Source organism: Pseudomonas sp. FW300-N2A2, assembly GCF_017351735.1.
Taxonomy (GTDB): Bacteria; Pseudomonadota; Gammaproteobacteria; order Pseudomonadales; family Pseudomonadaceae; genus Aquipseudomonas; species Aquipseudomonas migulae.
Genome location: NZ_JACNDU010000005.1, coordinates 98,076 through 116,319, shown reverse-complemented (window position 1 = coordinate 116,319; position 18,244 = coordinate 98,076). Strand labels below are relative to the sequence as shown.

At 59.1% G+C, this 18,244-nt stretch carries 14 protein-coding genes; 3 read left to right on the top strand and 11 right to left on the bottom strand.

Annotation, left to right across the window (positions count from 1 at the left end; genetic code table 11):
- Positions 1–59 precede the first annotated feature (59 nt).
- The 7 genes from J4E42_RS09660 to J4E42_RS09630 all read right to left on the bottom strand — a co-directional run bounded on the left by J4E42_RS09660 (position 60) and on the right by J4E42_RS09630 (position 8,586).
- Positions 60–293 (bottom strand): hypothetical protein, encoded by a 234-nt coding sequence (locus J4E42_RS09660; RefSeq protein ID WP_008028479.1) that lies wholly within the window; start codon positions 291–293, stop codon positions 60–62.
- A 154-nt stretch (positions 294–447) separates the two neighbouring features.
- Entirely contained in the window at positions 448–972 is a 525-nt protein-coding gene (locus tag J4E42_RS09655) for a DUF6586 family protein (protein WP_008028481.1), read from the bottom strand.
- A gap of 141 nt (positions 973–1,113) precedes the next feature.
- The gene (topA, locus tag J4E42_RS09650; RefSeq protein WP_008037710.1) at positions 1,114–3,741 is read right to left on the bottom strand and encodes a type I DNA topoisomerase; all 2,628 of its coding nucleotides are present in this window, start codon (positions 3,739–3,741) and stop codon (positions 1,114–1,116) included.
- Positions 3,742–3,855: 114 nt separating this feature from the next.
- A complete protein-coding gene (locus J4E42_RS09645) occupies positions 3,856–4,092 on the bottom strand; it encodes a DUF1653 domain-containing protein (RefSeq protein ID WP_008028485.1) in 237 nt (78 codons plus the stop codon).
- 98 nt (positions 4,093–4,190) lie between these two features.
- Entirely contained in the window at positions 4,191–5,366 is a 1,176-nt protein-coding gene (fadA, locus tag J4E42_RS09640) for an acetyl-CoA C-acyltransferase FadA (RefSeq protein ID WP_008028488.1), read from the bottom strand.
- 32 nt (positions 5,367–5,398) lie between these two features.
- Positions 5,399–7,546, bottom strand: a complete 2,148-nt coding sequence (gene fadB, locus J4E42_RS09635) for a fatty acid oxidation complex subunit alpha FadB (protein WP_207285084.1) — start codon at positions 7,544–7,546, stop codon at positions 5,399–5,401.
- Between the two features lie 602 nt (positions 7,547–8,148).
- Positions 8,149–8,586: a hypothetical protein gene (locus J4E42_RS09630; protein ID WP_008028493.1), complete on the bottom strand. Its 438-nt coding sequence runs from the start codon at positions 8,584–8,586 to the stop codon at positions 8,149–8,151.
- Between the two features lie 104 nt (positions 8,587–8,690).
- On the opposite strand from J4E42_RS09630, the gene J4E42_RS09625 reads away from it, so the two are divergent.
- Complete coding sequence (locus tag J4E42_RS09625; RefSeq protein ID WP_008028495.1) at positions 8,691–9,131, top strand: universal stress protein; 441 nt, start codon at positions 8,691–8,693, stop codon at positions 9,129–9,131.
- A gap of 190 nt (positions 9,132–9,321) precedes the next feature.
- Here the strand turns inward: J4E42_RS09625 and J4E42_RS09620 are convergent, their stop codons facing one another.
- The gene (locus J4E42_RS09620; RefSeq protein WP_207285083.1) at positions 9,322–11,241 is read right to left on the bottom strand and encodes an ATP-binding cassette domain-containing protein; all 1,920 of its coding nucleotides are present in this window, start codon (positions 11,239–11,241) and stop codon (positions 9,322–9,324) included.
- A gap of 213 nt (positions 11,242–11,454) precedes the next feature.
- On the opposite strand from J4E42_RS09620, the gene J4E42_RS09615 reads away from it, so the two are divergent.
- On the top strand, positions 11,455–13,383 hold the full coding sequence (locus tag J4E42_RS09615) for a transglycosylase SLT domain-containing protein (protein WP_008037718.1): 1,929 nt from the start codon (positions 11,455–11,457) through the stop codon (positions 13,381–13,383).
- A gap of 63 nt (positions 13,384–13,446) precedes the next feature.
- On the opposite strand, the gene J4E42_RS09610 is transcribed toward J4E42_RS09615, so the two are convergent.
- Positions 13,447–14,481 carry a Fic family protein gene (locus J4E42_RS09610; protein WP_207285081.1) on the bottom strand — a complete coding sequence of 345 codons (1,035 nt, stop codon included), beginning with the start codon at positions 14,479–14,481 and terminating at the stop codon, positions 13,447–13,449.
- A gap of 67 nt (positions 14,482–14,548) precedes the next feature.
- Positions 14,549–16,315, bottom strand: a complete 1,767-nt coding sequence (locus J4E42_RS09605) for an ABC transporter transmembrane domain-containing protein (RefSeq protein WP_207285079.1) — start codon at positions 16,313–16,315, stop codon at positions 14,549–14,551.
- 256 nt (positions 16,316–16,571) lie between these two features.
- Between J4E42_RS09605 and J4E42_RS09600 the strand changes: the two genes are divergently transcribed.
- Positions 16,572–16,751: a PA1571 family protein gene (locus J4E42_RS09600; RefSeq protein ID WP_008037721.1), complete on the top strand. Its 180-nt coding sequence runs from the start codon at positions 16,572–16,574 to the stop codon at positions 16,749–16,751.
- Positions 16,752–16,943: 192 nt separating this feature from the next.
- Here J4E42_RS09600 and pdxB read toward each other — a convergent pair whose 3' ends face one another.
- Positions 16,944–18,086, bottom strand: coding sequence for a 4-phosphoerythronate dehydrogenase PdxB (gene pdxB, locus J4E42_RS09595; RefSeq protein WP_207285077.1), 1,143 nt, complete (start codon positions 18,084–18,086; stop codon positions 16,944–16,946).
- Between the last annotated feature and the right edge of the window lie 158 nt (positions 18,087–18,244).

Sequence of the window (18,244 nt, the reverse complement as noted above, 5' to 3'; positions counted from 1 at the left end):
CTTCTCCAAGGATAGAGAAGCCGGTCTGTAGCGGTATCAGGAAAAAGCGACGAGCGGGATCAATGAAGGACCCGTGAGCTCTCATCCGTATTGAAATCACCTTCAACCAAGCGGCCAGCCATCTGAACGCCGACGCTCAACATCGCCTTGGCGACTTCCACGTGTTGGCCCTGCAGGAACGCTTTGGCATCCTCAGAGAAATCCAAAGTAACCAGAGAACCCTCGTCCTCGGCCCTGCGCAGCTCGATTCGGCCGTCTGGTAACTCGACAATTTCTAGAAAGGACGTTGGCATAAAGGTCTGTTCTCCACGAAAGGCGGCGATTATATAGGCATCGGACAGGCTTCGCTCGGGATCTTGACCAGATGCCATTACGAAGAGACATTTCTCACAGCACTCATCCCTGAAACGGACAGCCCGTCGGACCCTCCGTTAAACACTCAATCCTTCAGCACTCGTTCAACCCTTCGCGAAAACGAATCGCCAGGCCTTTCAGGTTCTGACGCCAGCTCTCCAACTCCTCCCGGCTCAGCTCCTCCGGCGAATCTTCTTCATCCAGATTAACGGCCAGGATCAGCGGCTGTGTCACGTCGCCCTTGGGTTTGTGCGGTGCACGCGGCGGCTGGAACAACGCAGCATGAGCCGACAGCAGCTTGGCCAGCCAGGTTTCCGGGTTTTGCGCCAACTCGACCATCTCGGCCATTTCGGGAATGGCAATGGCTTCCAGCACTTCCCGAGTCAGCAACATCTCCGCCCGAGGCGCATTGGCCTGAGGCAAGCGATAGAAACCGGCAATTTCATGGCACAGCCCCAGCAACGCACCGTACAAGTGAAACAACGCCGATTCGCGCCCGGCCTGAATCAGCGCCAGGGAGTTCATCGCCCGCCCCTCTTCAGCCTTGGCAAGCGCTTCCAGCGACAGGCCGGCGAAATAAATCTTCTGATTGGTACGGGTATAGAGTTCGTGGGCCATGACGGCAGCCTCCACAACGAAATAATTGCTTCACGCAGGTCAGACAGTGTCGTGGATCACCCAAGCACACCGCAAGCCCCAAACAAAAAGGCCGCATGAAAACCCGAGGGTTGTCATGCGGCCTTTCAAGTACAGCGCTGTTTAAGCTTTGGCTGCTGGACGCTTGTCTTCAACCGTCCACTTGCCGCCGTCGTAATACGCTTTCCAGCCAGTCGGCTTACCGTCGACTTCCGTCTGCACGTACTGCTCTTTGGTCTTGCGGCTGTAACGGATCACGGCAGGGAGACCGTCCGGGTCCTTTTTCGGCGCTTCACAGAGGAAGTGGTACTTCGGATCGATCTCATCCTTGTGCGGGATGATTTCCATGACCAGCGGCGCACGGGTCTCGCGGTTTTTCGGGAACTGGCTGGCGGCCAGGAACAGGCCGGAAGCCCCGTCGCGCAGGATATAAGTGTCGTTGACCTTTTCGCATTTCAGCTCAGGCATCTTCACCGGATCCATCTTCGGCGGTGCAGCATCGCCGCTTTTCAGCAGTTTGCGGGTGTTCTTGCACGTTGCGTTGGTGCAACCGAAGAACTTGCCGAAACGGCCCGTCTTGAGCTGCATCTCGCTGCCACACTTGTCGCATTCCAGGCTCGGACCTTCGTAGCCCTTGATGCGATATGTGCCCTCTTCGATTTCGTAGCCGTCGCAATCCGGGTTGTTGCCGCAGATGTGCAGCTTGCGCTTCTCGTCGAGCAGGTAAGCGTCCATCGCCGTGCTGCAGATCGGGCAACGATGCTTGCCACGCAGCACCAGCGATTCCGACTCACCCTCGTCGTCCGCGGCGATTTCATCACCCGGCACCAGGTTGACGGTGGCCTTGCAGCGCTCTTTCGGCGGCAGGCTGTAACCCGAGCAACCGAGGAACACGCCGGTCGATGCGGTACGGATCTGCATCGGACGGCCACAGGTCAGGCACGGAATGTCGGTCATTACCGGCTGGTTGGCACGCATGCCGCTTTCCGGGCTTTCGGCCACTTCAAGCTTCTTCTTGAAGTCGCCGTAGAACTCGTCCAGCACGTTTTTCCAGTCGCGCTCGCCCTGGGCCACGTCATCGAGATTCTCTTCCATGCCGGCGGTGAAGCCGTAATCCATGAGATTGGAGAAGCTCTCGGACAGACGCTCGGTGACGATGTCACCCATCTTTTCCGAGTAGAAACGACGGTTGTGCAGCGCTACATAACCACGGTCCTGGATGGTCGAAATGATCGCCGCGTAGGTCGAAGGACGACCGATACCGCGTTTTTCCATTTCTTTCACCAGGCTCGCTTCCGAGTAACGCGCCGGCGGCTTGGTGAAGTGCTGGGTCGGATCAAGCTTGATCAGCTTCATCGCGTCGCCCTGGGCCATGTCCGGCAGCACGTCGTCATCGCCAGGCTTGGCGATTTGCGGCATGACGCGGGTGTAACCGTCGAACTTGAGGATACGGCCCTTGGCGCGCAGCTCGAAATCGCCGGCACCGACAGTGACCGTGGTCGACAGGTATTGCGCCGGCAGCATCTGGCAGGCGAGGAACTGGCGCCAGATCAGCTCGTAAAGCCGCTCTGCATCACGCTCCATGCCCGACAGCTTGCTTGGCTCGGTGTTGGCGTCAGACGGACGAATCGCTTCGTGAGCCTCTTGTGCGCCTTCCTTGCTGCTGTAGACGTTCGGGGTTTCCGGCAGGTACTTCTTGCCGAATTCACCTTCAATATACGTACGCGCCATCGTCACGGCATCGGCCGAGAGGTTGGTGGAGTCGGTACGCATATAAGTGATGTAGCCGGCTTCGTACAAGCGCTGGGCCATCATCATGGTTTTCTTCACGCCGAAGCCCAGGCGGTTGCTCGCGGCCTGCTGCAGGGTGGACGTGATGAACGGTGCCGACGGCTTGCTGCTGGTCGGTTTGTCTTCGCGCTTGACGATGCTGTAGCTGGAAGCCTTGAGCTTTTCCAGCGCGGCCATGGCCTGGGCTTCGTTCAGCGGCTTGAACGCTTCGCCCTTCTCGCGAGCGACGTCGAAACGCACGGTAGCGCCCTTGGCGGTGCCGAGGTCAGCGTGGACTTCCCAGTACTCTTCCGGGATGAACGCGCGGATTTCACGCTCACGCTCGACCACCAGCTTCACGGCAACCGATTGCACGCGACCGGCGGACAGGCCACGGGCGATCTTGGCCCACAGCAGCGGCGAAACCATGTAACCCACCACGCGGTCGAGGAAACGACGCGCCTGCTGGGCGTTGACACGGTCGATGTCCAGCTCGCCTGGTTTGGAGAAGGCTTCCTGAATCGCTTTCTTGGTGATTTCGTTGAACACCACGCGCTTGTAGCGGCTGTCGTCACCACCGATGGCTTCGCGCAGGTGCCAGGCAATGGCTTCCCCCTCGCGATCCAAGTCGGTTGCGAGATAGATGGTGTCAGCATCCTTGGCGAGCCGGCGCAGCTCTTCGATAACCTTTTCCTTGCCCGGGAGGATCTCGTACTTGGCTTTCCAGCCATGATCGGGATCGACACCCATGCGCGAGACCAGCTGCTTGCGCGCTTTCTCTTTAGGCGAGAGCACCGGACCTTCACCCGCAGCGGCTTTGCCGCGCTTGGCGGCTGGCTCTTTGCTGGCGCTAGCCGAACCGCTGGTGGGCAGGTCTCGGATATGGCCGATACTCGACTTCACCACGTATTGGTTACCCAGATACTTGTTGATGGTCTTGGCCTTAGCCGGGGATTCCACAATGACCAGCGATTTGCCCATGGATCAGAAAATTCCTGAATTCTAGAAGTGAAAGGCGGTTGGCGCCTGACGCGGCACCGCTATATATAGTGGCTACAAGGTGAGGTCAAGCGCAGGGTTCTGCGCGCTCTCAGCTTATGGCTTGGTAAAAAGGCTCGGTTCGGCTTGCACCAAAGCAAAGCGTGGCACCTGTTCACCGTCAACCTCGACCGACTCCAGGAACATGCTCAAGGGGCGCACCCAAAAGCCGTAATCGCCATACAGGGCTTGGTAGAAGACCACTTCTTCTTCCGTTTCCGAATGCCGCGCAATACTGAATACGCGGTACTGCGGACCTTTGTAATGTTGGTAGAGCCCAGGTTGTATCGGCATGGTTTGGCCCTCACTCAAATTTTTTCAAAATAAAAACAAAATAAATCCGGAAAAACAAAAACCGGGGCACTTGGCCCCGGCTTCCGTCAACGGAACGCTTAAACGCGTTCGAAGACGGTGGAGATGCCTTGGCCGAGACCAATGCACATGGTGGCTACCCCGAAGGTGCCGCCATTTTGCTTCATCACGTTCAGCAAAGTGCCGGAGATACGCGCACCGGAGCAACCGAACGGGTGACCCAGGGCGATCGCGCCGCCGTGCAGGTTAACCTTCTCGTTCATCTTGTCGAGCACTTTCAGATCTTTCAGCACTGGCAGGGCCTGTGCGGCGAAAGCTTCGTTGAGCTCGAAGAAGTCGATATCGTTGATGCCAAGGCCCGCGCGCTTCAGTGCTTTCTGTGTTGCCGGTACTGGACCATAGCCCATGATTGCCGGATCCACACCTGCCACTGCCATCGAACGAATCACCGCCAGAGGCTGGATACCCAGGTCCTGTGCACGCTGCGCCGACATCACGATCATGCACGAAGCACCATCGGTGATTTGCGACGAAGTACCGGCTGTCACGGTGCCACCCTTCGGGTTAAACGCTGGCTTCAACGCCGCCAGGCTTTCCAGGGTAGTTTCCGGACGAATGGTTTCGTCGTAGTCGAACAGTTTCAGGAAACCGTTCTCGTCGTAGCCCTGCATCGGGATGATTTCGTCTTTGAACTTGCCTTCCACAGTCGCCTTGTGGGCGAGCTGGTGGGAGCGCACGCCAAAAGCGTCCTGCTGTTCGCGAGTGATGCCGTGCATTTTGCCGAGCATTTCAGCGGTCAGGCCCATCATGCCCGAGGCTTTCGCCGCGTACAGCGACATGTGCGGGTTCGGATCGACACCGTGCATCATGCTCACGTGGCCCATATGCTCGACGCCGCCGACGACGAATACGTCACCGTTGCCGGTCATGATCGCTTGCGCAGCAGTGTGCAGAGCGCTCATCGACGAGCCGCACAGGCGGCTGACGGTCTGGCCGGCAGCGGTGTGCGGGATCTGAGTCATCAGCGACGCCATGCGAGCGATGTTCCAGCCCTGCTCCAGGGTCTGGTTCACACAGCCCCAGATCACGTCTTCGACTTCGTTCGGGTCGACCTTGACGTTGCGTTCCAGCAATTTGCTGATCAGGTGTGCCGACATATCTTCAGCACGGGTGTTGCGGTGCATGCCGCCCTTGGAGCGGCCCATCGGAGTACGACCGAAGTCGACAATCACGACGTCTCTTGGATTCAAGCTCATAAAATTTCACTCTCGCTCAAAAGTTGGGACGCTTAACCGAAGAACCGTTGGCCGGTTTTGGCCATTTCACGCAGTTTTGCGGTCGGGTGGTACAGCGCGCCCAAATCAGCGTACTGGTCAGCCAGGGCAACGAACTCGGCAACACCGATCGAATCGATGTAGCGCAGCGCACCGCCACGGAATGGAGGGAAACCAATACCGTAGACCAGACCCATGTCGGCTTCGGCAGCGGTTTCGACGATGCCGTCTTCCAGGCAGCGCACGGTTTCCAGGCACAGCGGGATCATCATCCAGTTGATGATGTCTTCGTCAGTCACTTCGCGCTGTTCAAAGACGATTGGCTTGAGCACTTCCAGTACCGACGGGTCGGCAACTTTCTTCTGCTTGCCCTTCTTGTCGGTCTCGTAGGCGTAGAAGCCCTTGCCATTCTTCTGGCCCAGGCGCTTGGCTTCGTAGAGCACGTCGACAGCCGAACGGCGGTCGTCTTTCATGCGGTCCGGGAAGCCTTCAGCCATAACGTCGCGACCGTGGTGGCCGGTGTCGATGCCGACCACGTCCATCAGGTACGCCGGGCCCATCGGCCAGCCGAATTTTTCCATGACCTTGTCGATACGGACGAAGTCCACACCGGCGCTGACCAGTTTGGCGAAGCCGCCGAAGTACGGGAACAGGACGCGGTTGACCAGGAAGCCCGGGCAGTCGTTGACGACGATCGGGTTCTTGCCCATTTTCTTGGCGTAGGCAACGGTAGTGGCAACGGCCAGCTCGCTGGACTTCTCGCCACGAATCACTTCAACCAGCGGCATCATGTGCACCGGGTTGAAGAAGTGCATGCCGACGAAGTTTTCCGGACGCTTGAGGGCTTTGGCCAGCAAAGTGATGGAAATGGTCGAGGTATTGGACGCGAGGATGGTGTCCTCTTTGACCTTGTCTTCCACTTCAGCCAGCACAGCCTGCTTGACCTTAGGGTTCTCGACGACCGCTTCAACCACCAGATCCACGTGACCGAAGTCGCCGTAGGACAGGGTCGGACGAATGCCGTTGAGCACTTCGGCCATTTTCGCCGCGGTCATGCGACCTTTATCAACGCGACCGACCAGCAGCTTGGCGGCTTCAGCCAGGCCTTGCTCGATGCCGTGCTCGTTGATGTCTTTCATCAGGATCGGCGTGCCTTTGGAGGCCGACTGATAAGCGATACCGCCACCCATGATGCCGGCGCCCAATACGGCAGCCTGCTTCACGTCTTTGGCGATTTCGTCGTAGGCCTTGGCCTTTTTCTTCAGTTCCTGGTCGTTCAGGAACAGACCGATCAAGCTCTGCGCGGCAGAGGTCTTGGCCAGTTTGACGAAACCGGCGGCTTCGACTTCCAGCGCTTTGTCGCGACCGAAGTTCGCAGCTTTCTGGATGGTCTTGATCGCTTCGACCGGTGCCGGGTAGTTCGGGCCTGCCTGGCCTGCCACGAAACCTTTGGCGGTTTCGAAAGCCATCATTTGTTCGATGGCGTTCAGTTTCAGCTTTTCCAGCTTCGGCTGACGCTTGGCTTTGTAGTCGAACTCGCCGGAAATGGCGCGCTTGATCAGTTCCAGAGCGGCTTCCTGCAACTTCTCAGGGGCAACCACTGCATCGACTGCGCCGACTTTCAGCGCGTCTTCAGCACGATTTTCCTTACCGGCGGCAATCCACTCGATGGCGTTGTCGGCACCGATCAGGCGCGGCAGGCGTACAGTGCCGCCAAAACCCGGGTAGATGCCCAGCTTGACTTCCGGCAGACCGATCTTGGCCGTGACGGACATGACGCGGTAGTCCGCCGCCAGGCACATTTCCAGACCGCCACCCAGGGCGATGCCGTTGATCGCGGCGACAGTCGGGACGTTGAGGTCTTCGAAATCGCTGAAAATCTTGTTGGCTTCGAGGTTGCCAGCGACAAGCTCTGCATCCGGCAGCTTGAAGTTCTCGACAAATTCGGTGATGTCGGCGCCGACGATGAACACGTCCTTGCCGCTGCTGACGATCACACCCTTGATCGAAGCATCTGCCTTGATGGTGTCTACGGCCTGACGCAGTTCGTTCAGGGTTAGACGGTTGAACTTGTTGACGGACTCACCCTTGAGGTCGAATTTCAATTCGACGATGCCACTTTCAAGAGCCTTAACCGTGATGGCTTTACCTTCGTAAATCATCAACTGATCTCCACGATATGGAAGCTGAACAGTACACGTCGGAAGCAGGCGAATGGCTTGGCAGTGACGTTTATCGTCGATGCTACGCCAATCCACCCGGCACACCCGCCAACGCGATAGTCGGGATTCTGTAGGAGCGATCTGAAATACAAACGCTCAATTCATACGCCCGTTTGATTTGGGTACGTCACCTTCACGGAATTTCCGACAATTGTCAATCGCCCAAAACACGGGTTGAAACGCGACTTTCCGGTCATTTCCGTAACACGAAGACCTGCAACACCCGGCTGCATGTGAGGCCATTCATAGAATCAATAGTTAGAAAAGTCGCCCTAATTCACGGCAGCCTTTGTTTAACGGGCTACGCTGGGCGGGAGGTTGAGGAAAAAATATGAACGCGTCGGCGAATGCCCGGCGTAAGATCAGCGCACAGCGAATTACCGGCCTGCCTGGCCAACTCCAGCCCGATGTTGAATGTCGGGCTTTTTATTGCCTGGACAATCGTAGGAGCGAGGCTTGCCCGCGAAAGCGGTGTGTCAGGTTGGACGCCTTCGCGGGCAAGTCGGATCGCCGCACCGCTCGCTCCTACAGGGGATCGGGGGTCAGGCGAGAGCCTTGAGGGTCGCATCGATTTGTTGCAAAACTGTCGCTTCGCCCTTCTCGCCCCAGTACAACGTGATCATCTGCTTGTCCGCTTCGACCTTGTAGACGTTGGCCGGCAACTTTTCGAAATGAATCAGCAATGCCGGATCCTCGCAGACCTCCTGCCACTGATTCACCCAAACACCCGGCGACTTTTGCCAGTAACTCCAGCACGCAGGCTGATTGCCGCGACGCGGTCGATGGTACTGCGCGCAAGGGCTCGGCGGTTCCTGGCTCAGCCAGTGCGGCCACTCCTGAGGCGCCAGCTGCATGGCCAGCCCGATGCGTCGCGCCTCCATGCGCAGGGCCATGCGGCCGCTCTGCCCACGGGACGGACGCAACCACGCCAGCGGACTGAGAACCACCAACAGGATTGACACCACTATCCAGACCGTCATATCTGTACTCCCGATTCTTGATGAGCGCTTTGAGTCACTTTGAAAACACTGCGCTTGAAACCAGCCATACTTACCAATATTGCAATCCTCAGGAGGAGCACCTCATGCCCTACAACCACATTCTGGTCGCTGTAGACCTGACCGAAGAGTGCGACCCTGTCATCCACCGAGCTCGCGAACTGTCGGTGAGCAACGGCGCGAAACTGTCCCTGGTGCACATTGTCGAGCCGATGGCCATGGCCTTTGGCGGCGACGTGCCGATGGACCTTTCCCAGTTGCAGCAGCAACAGTTCGATCAGGCCAAGGAACGTCTTGACCGGCTGATCGTGAAGTACCCGGAACTCTCCAAAGAGTACAGCCACCTGACCTACGGCCAGCCACGCCAGGAGATTCATCACCTGGCCAAAGAGCAGACCTGCGACCTGATCGTGGTGGGCAGCCATGGCCGGCATGGCCTGGCATTGCTGCTGGGCTCCACCGCCAATGACGTACTGCACGGCGCACCTTGCGACGTACTTGCCGTGCGCCTGCAAAACAAAAGCTGATAACACCTTCCCAATGTGGGAGTGAGCCTGCTCGCGATTACGGTGCAACAGTCGACGATTCGTTGAATGTCCAACTGCAATCGCGAGCAGGCTCGCTCCCACAGGGGCCTTGCGATAACTCCAGATTGTGTTGCATACGAAAAGCCCGGCGTTCATCACTGAGCGCCGGGCTTTTTTATTGCAGGATCAATCAGGCATCCAGCTCGGCCCAACGCTCGACCATCACGTCGAGCTCAGCCTGCAACTGCTCCAACTGAGCGATCACAGCGGCCGTCTCGGCAGCAGGACGCTGATAGAAGCCAGCATCGGCCATCTGGGCCTCAACGACGGCGATCTGCTGCTCCATGGCTTCGATCTGGCTCGGCAACATTTCCAGCTCACGCTGCAACTTGTAGCTGAGTTTCTTCTTCGCCACCGGCGCTTCGACCGCCGCCGCAATCGGTGCAGGCTCAGCCGTCACGACCGCCGACGTCAGGTCGGCCTTGCCAGACTTGCTCTCGGTCACGCCCAGCAGGCGCGGCGAACCGCCCTGACGCAGCCAGTCCTGATAACCACCGACGTATTCGCGAACCTTGCCTTCACCTTCGAAGACCAGCGTGCTGGTGACCACGTTGTCGAGGAATGCCCGGTCGTGACTGACCATCAGCACGGTGCCGTTGAAGGTCAGCAGAACCTCTTCCAGCAGTTCAAGCGTTTCCACGTCGAGGTCGTTGGTCGGTTCGTCGAGGACCAGCAGGTTGGCCGGTTTGCTGAACAGTTTCGCCAGCAACAGACGCGCACGCTCACCACCTGACAGCGCCTTGACCGGCGTGCGGGCACGCTGCGGGCTGAACAGGAAGTCGCCGAGGTAACTCAGCACGTGACGGCTCTGACCATCGATGTCGATGAAGTCGCGACCTTCGGCCACGTTGTCGATCACGGTCTTTTCCAGGTCCAGCTGATGGCGCAACTGGTCGAAGTACGCCACGTCGATGCGCGTGCCCTCTTCCACTTTGCCGCTGGTCGGTTGCAGACCGCTGAGCATCAGCTTCAGCAGCGTGGTCTTGCCGGTACCGTTGGCGCCAAGCAGACCGATACGGTCGCCGCGCGTCAGGACCATCGAGAAATCCTTGATCAGGAACGGACCGCCCGGGTGAGCGAAACTCACGTTCTCGAGGACCATCACCTGCTTGCCGGACTTGTCAGCGGTATCCAGCTGAATGTTGGCCTTGCCGGTGCGCTCACGACGCTCGCTACGTTCGACGCGCAATGCTTTCAGTGCACGGACGCGGCCTTCGTTACGGGTGCGACGGGCCTTGATGCCCTGGCGGATCCAGACTTCTTCCTGGGCCAGTTTCTTGTCGAACAACGCGTTGGCGGTGGCCTCGGCGGCCAGTTCGGCTTCTTTGTGCACCAGGAAACTGGCGTAGTCGCCATTCCAGTCGATCAGGCCACCGCGATCCAGTTCAAGAATGCGGGTCGCGAGGTTTTGCAGGAAGGAACGGTCGTGCGTGATGAACAGCACGGCACCCTGAAAATCCTTCAGCGCTTCTTCGAGCCAGGCAATCGCACCGATGTCCAGGTGGTTGGTTGGTTCGTCGAGCAGCAGCAGATCGGGCTCGGACACCAGCGCCTGCGCCAACAGGACGCGACGACGCCAGCCGCCGGACAATTCGGCGAGGGTCTTGTCGGCCGGCAGTTGCAGGCGGCTGAGGGTGCTGTCGACCAGGGTTTGCAAACGCCAGCCGTCGCGGGCTTCGAGGTCGTGCTGGACGTGCATCAGCTTGTCCAGGTCGGCGTCGGTGACGATGTTCTGGCTCAGGTGGTGATATTCGGCAAGCAGCGCACCGACACCGTCCAGGCCTTCAGCCACTACGTCGAACACGGTCCGCTCGTCGGCTACCGGCAATTCTTGCGGCAATTCGCCAATCTTGAGGCCGGGTGCGCGCCACACGGAGCCGTCGTCAGGCTTCTGGTCGCCCTTGACGAGCTTCATCATGCTGGACTTGCCAGTGCCATTGCGGCCGATGATGCACACCCGCTCACCACGGGCGATCTGCCAGGACACCTTGTCCAACAACGGCATAGCGCCGAAAGCAAGGGACACATCGCTGAATTTGAGCAGGGTCATGAGCTTCTCCAAAAACCGGGCGCGCATTCTACCTGACTTGAGGCTTCAGAAGGCCGGCAATTTCACCTTCGGGGCACTCTGCATGACAAATGTTGCGAACTGATGCTGACAGGCCCGCAAAGCTTTCGCCGGTTGCTGGCAAAAGGCTAAGCTACAGATTATTCAGTGCGGGCATGCCTCGCACTTGTCATGATTTCTCTGCCCGGACGTCTCATGCGCAGTCGCCTTTTCAGTCTTTTATCCTGCTTTCTTCTCTCTGCCGCTGCCGTTCAAACTGCCCAGGCGGTGGACCTGTCCACCCAACGCCAGTATTACGATGAAGCCAAGCGCGCCCTGGCCAAGGGGGATACCGGCCCGTACTTCCGTTATAGCAAGGCGCTCAGCGACTACCCGTTGGAGCCGTACCTGGCCTATGACGAACTGACCGCACGCCTGAAAACGGCGAGCAACGCCGAGATCGAAAAATTCCTCGCCGAACACGGTGACTTGCCGCAAGCCAACTGGATGAAATTGCGCTGGTTGCGCTGGCTGGCCGATCGCGGCGAATGGGCGACTTTCGTCAAGTACTACGATCCCAAGCTGAATTTCACCGAGCTGGACTGCCTGAACGCGCAGTACCAGATCGGGCACAACCTGAAATCCGAAGGCTACGCCAACGCCAATAAGCTCTGGCTGACTGGCAAATCCCTGCCTGCGGCGTGCGACGGCTTGTTCGGGGTCTGGGCTGCCGAAGGCCAACTGACCGAACAGAAACGTTGGGAACGCACCAAGCTTGCCGCCCAGGCGCGCAACTATCCGCTGGCCAACAGCCTGGTCAACGGCCTGACCACCCTCGCCCCTCGCGGCCGTTTACTGGTGGACGTGGCGCAGAAACCCGAATTGCTCAACCAGCCGTCGCGTTTCACACCGGCCGACGAACCGATGTCCGACATTGTCAGCCTCGGCCTGCGCCGCCTGGCCAAGCAAGACCCGGACAAGGCCATGGCGTTGCTCGACGGTTACGCCAGCAGCATGCATTTCTCCCGTGACGAAAAAGTCGCGATCGCCCGGGAAATCGGCCTGACCCTCGCTCGCCGTTTCGACAGTCGCGCGCTGGACGTGATGACCAAGTACGACCCGGAATTGCGTGACAACACCGTGTCCGAGTGGCGCTTGCGCCTGCTGCTGCGCCTGGCCCGCTGGGACGATGCCTATCAGTTGACCCGTCGTTTGCCCCAGGACCTGGCGACCACCAACCGCTGGCGTTACTGGCAGGCCCGTAGCCTGGAACTGGCGCAACCGCAGAACCCGGAGGCGCAGACACTTTATAAAGGCCTCGCTCGTGAACGTGACTTCTACGGTTTCCTCGCTGCCGACCGTTCGCAGTTGCCTTACTCGCTGAACAACAAGCCGCTGGTATTGAGCCAGGCGCTGATCAACAAGGTTCGCAACACGCCGGGCGTGCGTCGCGCCCTGGAATTCCATGCGCGCGGGCAGATCGTCGATGGGCGTCGCGAGTGGTATCACGTCAGCCGCCACTTCAACCGTGACGAAATGGTCGCCCAGGCCAAACTGGCCTACGACCTGAAATGGTATTTCCCGGCGATCCGCACCATCAGTCAGGCGCAGTATTGGGACGATCTGGACATCCGCTTCCCGATGGCCCACCGCGAAACCCTCGTGCGCGAAGCCAAGGTTCGCGGCCTGCATTCGAGCTGGGTATTCGCCATTACTCGCCAGGAAAGCGCGTTCATGGCCGACGCCCGCTCAGGCGTAGGCGCCAGCGGCCTGATGCAACTGATGCCGGGCACCGCCAAGGAAACCGCACGCAAGTTCAGCATCCCATTGGCCTCGCCACAGCAGGTGTTCGATCCGGACAAGAACATCCAGCTCGGCGCCGCGTACCTCAGCCAGGTGCACAGCCAGTTCAACGGCAACCGCGTCCTCGCCTCCGCCGCCTACAACGCCGGCCCGGGGCGCGTGCGTCAGTGGCTGCGCGGTGCGGATCACCTGAGCTTCGACGTCTGGGTGGAAAGCATTCCGTTCGACGAAACCCGCCAGTACGTGCAAAACGTGCTGTCGTACTCGGTGATCTACGGCCAGAAGCTCAACTCGCCACAGCCGTTGGTGGATTGGCATGAGCGGTATTTTGATGATCAATAAGCCTGTCTGAGGCGAAAACGAAAATGCCCGCATTGAGAAATGCGGGCATTTTTTATGGCGCATCTACCTGGATCTGCACCGTGCTGCAACAAGCTCGCCCTGCGCGGTCAAGCGGTAGCGTTGCACCGGGCTACGGGGGGAATCAGGATCAGTCATCTCAATCAAGCCTTCTACCAATGCAGGCTTGAGGTAGTTGGCCCGAAATGTCGCCTTGTGAGCCAATCCGAGCTCGGCCATCAGATCGTTAACCTTCACAGGAGCGCTTCCGCAAAGAGCACGAAGCAGTTTCGCTACTTGGTCGGTTACTTGGTCGGCTACTTGGTCGGTTACCGGCTCGGTTCTAACCGCCTCATCAAGCGCAAGGCTCAACGCTTGCAGCATGAACTCGACAAAAGGCGTCGACTCGGCCATTTGGTCGGCTGCCGATAACGCCGCGTAATAAGCATCCTGCTGCTCTCGAATCACGGCTTCGACCGGCAAATAAGCCAACACCGGGCGCCACCGACTGAGAATCAATGTCTGCCAAAGACCCCCCATACGTCCATTGCCGTCGGCGAAGGGATGGATGAACTCGAATTCATAGTGGAAGACACAACTGATAATCAACGGATGCCAATCAGAATCGCCGAGCCACGCCAGCAAATCATCCATCAAATGCGTAATGCGGCTCGGTGGCGGTGCCATATGAACCAATTTCTCGCCACGGTAAATGCCCACACCGGCTCGGCGAAACTGCCCACAGTCGTCAATCAAGCCGCCCATCAGTAACTCATGCGCCCGAAGCAGATCAACACGACTACTCGGCTGCCAATCCGGCATGGCTTCGTAAGCCGTGAAGGCATTACGCACCTCCTGGATTTCCCGAGGCAATCCCAGCACTCGCTGCCCTGCCAAAACAGCAGTCACCTGCTCGATGCTCAGGGTATTGTTCTCGATCGCCAATGAAGCCTGAATCGTGCGAATCCGATTACCCCGCCGCAGTTGAGGCGTCTGCCGTCGATCATCCACAGCCGAAAGTTGACCGATCCGCTCACTGATTTCGGCAATCAACGTGAGCATCTTGGTGGTCAGGGTCAACGGTGGTTGATAACGGCTCATATCCTCATCCATGCTCGCACTGAGCTCGACATAATGCCCGAACCCGGCAGTATTCAGCAGCGTTCATTCATGCCGCTTCATGCCCGTCGTTGAACTGCAACGCCGCCAACCGCGCGTACAGCGCATTGCTCGCAATCAGCTCCTGATGCGTGCCCACCGCCACCAGTTTCCCTTGATCCATCACTGCAATCCGGTCGGCGTTTTTAACCGTGGCCAGACGATGAGCGATGACCAGGGTGGTGCGATTTTTCATCAGGCTGGGCAGGGCTTGCTGGATCAGGTGTTCGCTCTGGGCGTCGAGGGCGCTGGTGGCTTCGTCGAGCAGCAGGATGGGCGCATCCACCAGCAGCGCTCGGGCGATGGCCAGGCGTTGGCGCTGACCGCCGGACAAACCGAGGCCTGCGTCGCCCAAATGAGTCTGATAACCGTGGGGCATGGCCTCGATAAAGTCATGGGCGTAGGCGATTTTCGCCGCTTCCTGAACCTGTTCCAGCGTCGCTGTCGGGTTACCGTAGCGGATGTTCTCTTCGATGCTGCCGAAGAACAGCGCCGGGGATTGGGAAACCAGCGCGAAACAACGGCGCAAGTCCAATGGATCGAGTTGGGTCAGTGGCACGCCGTCGAGCAGGATGCGCCCTTCGGCAGGATCGTAAAAACGCAACAGCAGGTCGTACACCGTCGATTTGCCAGCACCGGACGGCCCGACCAGCGCGAGGGTTTCGCCCGCCTTGATGGTCAGATTCAAGCCATCGACGGCGTAGCTTTCCGGGCGCGACGGGTAGGAAAAACGCACGTCCTGCAGAACGAGATTGCCCGTCACCCGCTCGGGCAACGTCACCAGGCCGGCCGCCGGTGGCTGGATGATGTTTTCCGAGCGCAGCAATTCGGCAATCCGCTCGGCAGCGCCGGCGGCGCGCTGCAACTCACCAATGACTTCACTCAACGTGCCGAATGCGCTGCCGACAATCAGGCTGTAAAAGACGAACGCCGCCAGTTCCCCCGCCGAAATTCGCCCGGCCATCACGTCCATGCCGCCCACCCAGAGCATCACGCCGACTGCCCCCAGCACCAGCACGATCACCAGGGTGATCAGCCAGGCCCGCTGGAAAATCCGTTTGCATGCCGTGTTGAACGCCTCTTCCACGGTCACGGCAAAACGTTGTTCGTCCTGGGTCTGGTGGTTGTAGGCCTGCACGGTTTTGATCTGGCCCAGGGTTTCGGAAACATAACTGCCGATATCGGCAATCCGGTCCTGACTCAGGCGTGACAGGCTGCGTACCCGGCGACCGAAAATCAGGATCGGCGCAATCACCAGCGGCAAAGCCACAACGACGATGCTGGTGAGTTTCGGATTGGTGATAAACAGCAACACAATCCCGCCGATCACCATCAGCAGATTGCGCAGGAACAGGGACAGCGATGAGCCGATCACTGATTGCAGCAGCGTGGTATCGGCGGTCAACCGCGACTGGATTTCGGAGCTGCGGTTGTCTTCATAAAACCCGGGATGCAGATAAACCAGATGATTGAACACCTGACGGCGGATGTCGGCGACCACACGCTCACCGATCCACGACACCAGGTAGAAACGCGCGAAGGTGCCAATCGCCAGGCCTATCACCAGCAACATGAACAAGCCGATCGTCTGGTTGAGCAGGTGCGGGGACTGGGTCATGAACCCCTGGTCCACCAGCAGGCGAATCCCCTGCCCCATGGACAAGGTAATGCCGGCCGTGACGACCAGCGCGAGCAAGGCGCCGAAGGCCTGCCAACGATAGGGCGCGAGAAAAAGGCTGGTCAGGCGAATCGCGCGGCGGTGACGGGCAGAGAGCATCGGGTTCATCCAGTTACACAATTGATAGGGCCAGCCTGACGGTTCAATGGGGTTGAACGCTGTAAATCACAATGAGTCAGGTTAATTATGACCGCGATGACTAGGTCCTAGACGCTATTGGTCTAAAGTCCGGGTGGCAACGTCTGGGTATTTCTGGTGGACTGGTGCTGCCGCTCTGGAAAGATCGCAGGGAGTTGTCATAGCCCGGTCACCTGACGGTTCTACAGTAAGCACACACCTGAAGAGGAGACAGGCCATGTCCTTGCAAAATAGCAGCGATGACAAGATTCAAGTGATCCGCACACAGCCAGATCAGTCTCTGGGTTGCTCAATCATTGACGAAAAAGGCCGCGAAGTACCGATCACTGAGGGCATGATCCAGGACGCTTGCCGCGAACTGGAAAAGCGATTGGTCAAGCCTGCCAAACAAGATTGATATAGCCCCGTCTTCTTGACCCGGCCCTGATGGCCGGGTTTTTTGTGGGTGTTGATCCGGAATTGTGGTGTGACCATTCGCGGGCAAGTCGGGATGCCGCACCACTCGCTCCTACAGCGATCGGCGCCATTTTCAACATTACGCCTAACCTGTAGGAGCGAGGCTTGCCCGCGAAGGCGGCCAACTCGGTTTTCAGACCGCCGATGCCCCCAAAGCCGCCACAATCTTCAGCAACTCAGGCGAATCCCCCTCAATCCGCACCTGCAACCCGTCAATCTCGCGCCGCGATGGATAATTCTTGCGCAGCGCATCAAACGCCGCGCGCTGCTCACTCACACTGCCCACAAGACTACGGCGGAAATCCGCGTCGTCGCGGCGCGGGTCGTACACGCCACGACACAACATCGCCAGCGCCCAGGCAGGATCGCTCTCAGCGTTCAAGGTCACCTGCGACAACCACGGTGCCGGCAGCAAATCGCTCAAGCGGACCTGCGCCGGTTGCCCGAGAAAATCGCAGTACGCCTGGTAGATCTGCGCCGTCCCGCGTTGCTTGCCGTCGAGGCTGTAACCGGCAATGTGCGGCGTGGCCAGCACGCAGAGCTCGGCCAGTGCCACATCGACCTCAGGCTCGCCCTCCCAGACATCCAGCACCGCTTGCAGGTCTTCGCGTTGCAGCAGCACCTCGCACAGGGCGGCGTTGTCCACCACCGGGCCACGGCTGGCATTGATCAGCCAGGCACCGGGCTTGAGCTGGTTCAAACGGTTTTGGTCGAACAAATGCCAGGTCGATCCGGCACCGTGTTTTTTCAGCGGTGTGTGCAGGCTGATGACATCGCACTGTTCGATGATCTGCTCAAGGCTGACGAAATCGCCCCCTTCAGCAGCTTGCCGTGGCGGATCGCAGACCAGCACGTTCCAGCCCAGCCCTTGCAGCACCTTGACCAACCGCCCGCCCACTTCGCCGGCACCGACCACGCCGTACGTGCGCCGGGTGAGATCGGCGCCTTCGATTTCGGCGAGGGTCAGCAAACTGCCCAGCACGTAGTCGACCACGCCACGGGCATTGCAGCCGGGAGCGCTGGACCAGGTGATGCCGGCCTGTTGAAAGTAATCGAGGTCGAGGTGATCGGTGCCGATGGTGCAGGTGCCGACGAAGCGCACCTTGCTGCCTTCGAGCAACCCACGATTGACGTTGGTCACCGAGCGCACCAGTAGCACATCGGCCTGCTCGACGGTGGCGCGGTCGATTGAACGTCCCGGCACCCGGCGGATTTCGCCGAAACCTTCGAAGAAGGCATCGAGCAGCGGAATATTTTCGTCGGCAACAATCAGCATGGCAGGCTCCTTTGGCGGATCGGCAGTGTAGGCGCAGATGACACTTCACGCCTAGCACACACAATTTGTAGGAGCGGGCCTGCTCGCGAAAAACGCACGAGCACTGCGGTGATTCAGGCAGCCCTCGTCATCGTTGACGTCCATCGCGAGCAGGCTCG

What these genes read in the sequence shown, in the direction of transcription:
- J4E42_RS09660 (WP_008028479.1), bottom strand. Translation starts at nt 293, where the DNA reads ATGCCAACGTCCTTTCTAGAAATTGTCGAGTTACCAGACGGCCGAATC.
- J4E42_RS09655 (WP_008028481.1), bottom strand. Translation starts at nt 972, where the DNA reads ATGGCCCACGAACTCTATACCCGTACCAATCAGAAGATTTATTTCGCC.
- topA (WP_008037710.1), bottom strand. Translation starts at nt 3,741, where the DNA reads ATGGGCAAATCGCTGGTCATTGTGGAATCCCCGGCTAAGGCCAAGACC.
- J4E42_RS09645 (WP_008028485.1), bottom strand. Translation starts at nt 4,092, where the DNA reads ATGCCGATACAACCTGGGCTCTACCAACATTACAAAGGTCCGCAGTAC.
- fadA (WP_008028488.1), bottom strand. Translation starts at nt 5,366, where the DNA reads ATGAGCTTGAATCCAAGAGACGTCGTGATTGTCGACTTCGGTCGTACT.
- fadB (WP_207285084.1), bottom strand. Translation starts at nt 7,546, where the DNA reads ATGATTTACGAAGGTAAAGCCATCACGGTTAAGGCTCTTGAAAGTGGC.
- J4E42_RS09630 (WP_008028493.1), bottom strand. Translation starts at nt 8,586, where the DNA reads ATGACGGTCTGGATAGTGGTGTCAATCCTGTTGGTGGTTCTCAGTCCG.
- J4E42_RS09625 (WP_008028495.1), top strand. Translation starts at nt 8,691, where the DNA reads ATGCCCTACAACCACATTCTGGTCGCTGTAGACCTGACCGAAGAGTGC.
- J4E42_RS09620 (WP_207285083.1), bottom strand. Translation starts at nt 11,241, where the DNA reads ATGACCCTGCTCAAATTCAGCGATGTGTCCCTTGCTTTCGGCGCTATG.
- J4E42_RS09615 (WP_008037718.1), top strand. Translation starts at nt 11,455, where the DNA reads ATGCGCAGTCGCCTTTTCAGTCTTTTATCCTGCTTTCTTCTCTCTGCC.
- J4E42_RS09610 (WP_207285081.1), bottom strand. Translation starts at nt 14,481, where the DNA reads ATGAGCCGTTATCAACCACCGTTGACCCTGACCACCAAGATGCTCACG.
- J4E42_RS09605 (WP_207285079.1), bottom strand. Translation starts at nt 16,315, where the DNA reads ATGCTCTCTGCCCGTCACCGCCGCGCGATTCGCCTGACCAGCCTTTTT.
- J4E42_RS09600 (WP_008037721.1), top strand. Translation starts at nt 16,572, where the DNA reads ATGTCCTTGCAAAATAGCAGCGATGACAAGATTCAAGTGATCCGCACA.
- pdxB (WP_207285077.1), bottom strand. Translation starts at nt 18,086, where the DNA reads ATGCTGATTGTTGCCGACGAAAATATTCCGCTGCTCGATGCCTTCTTC.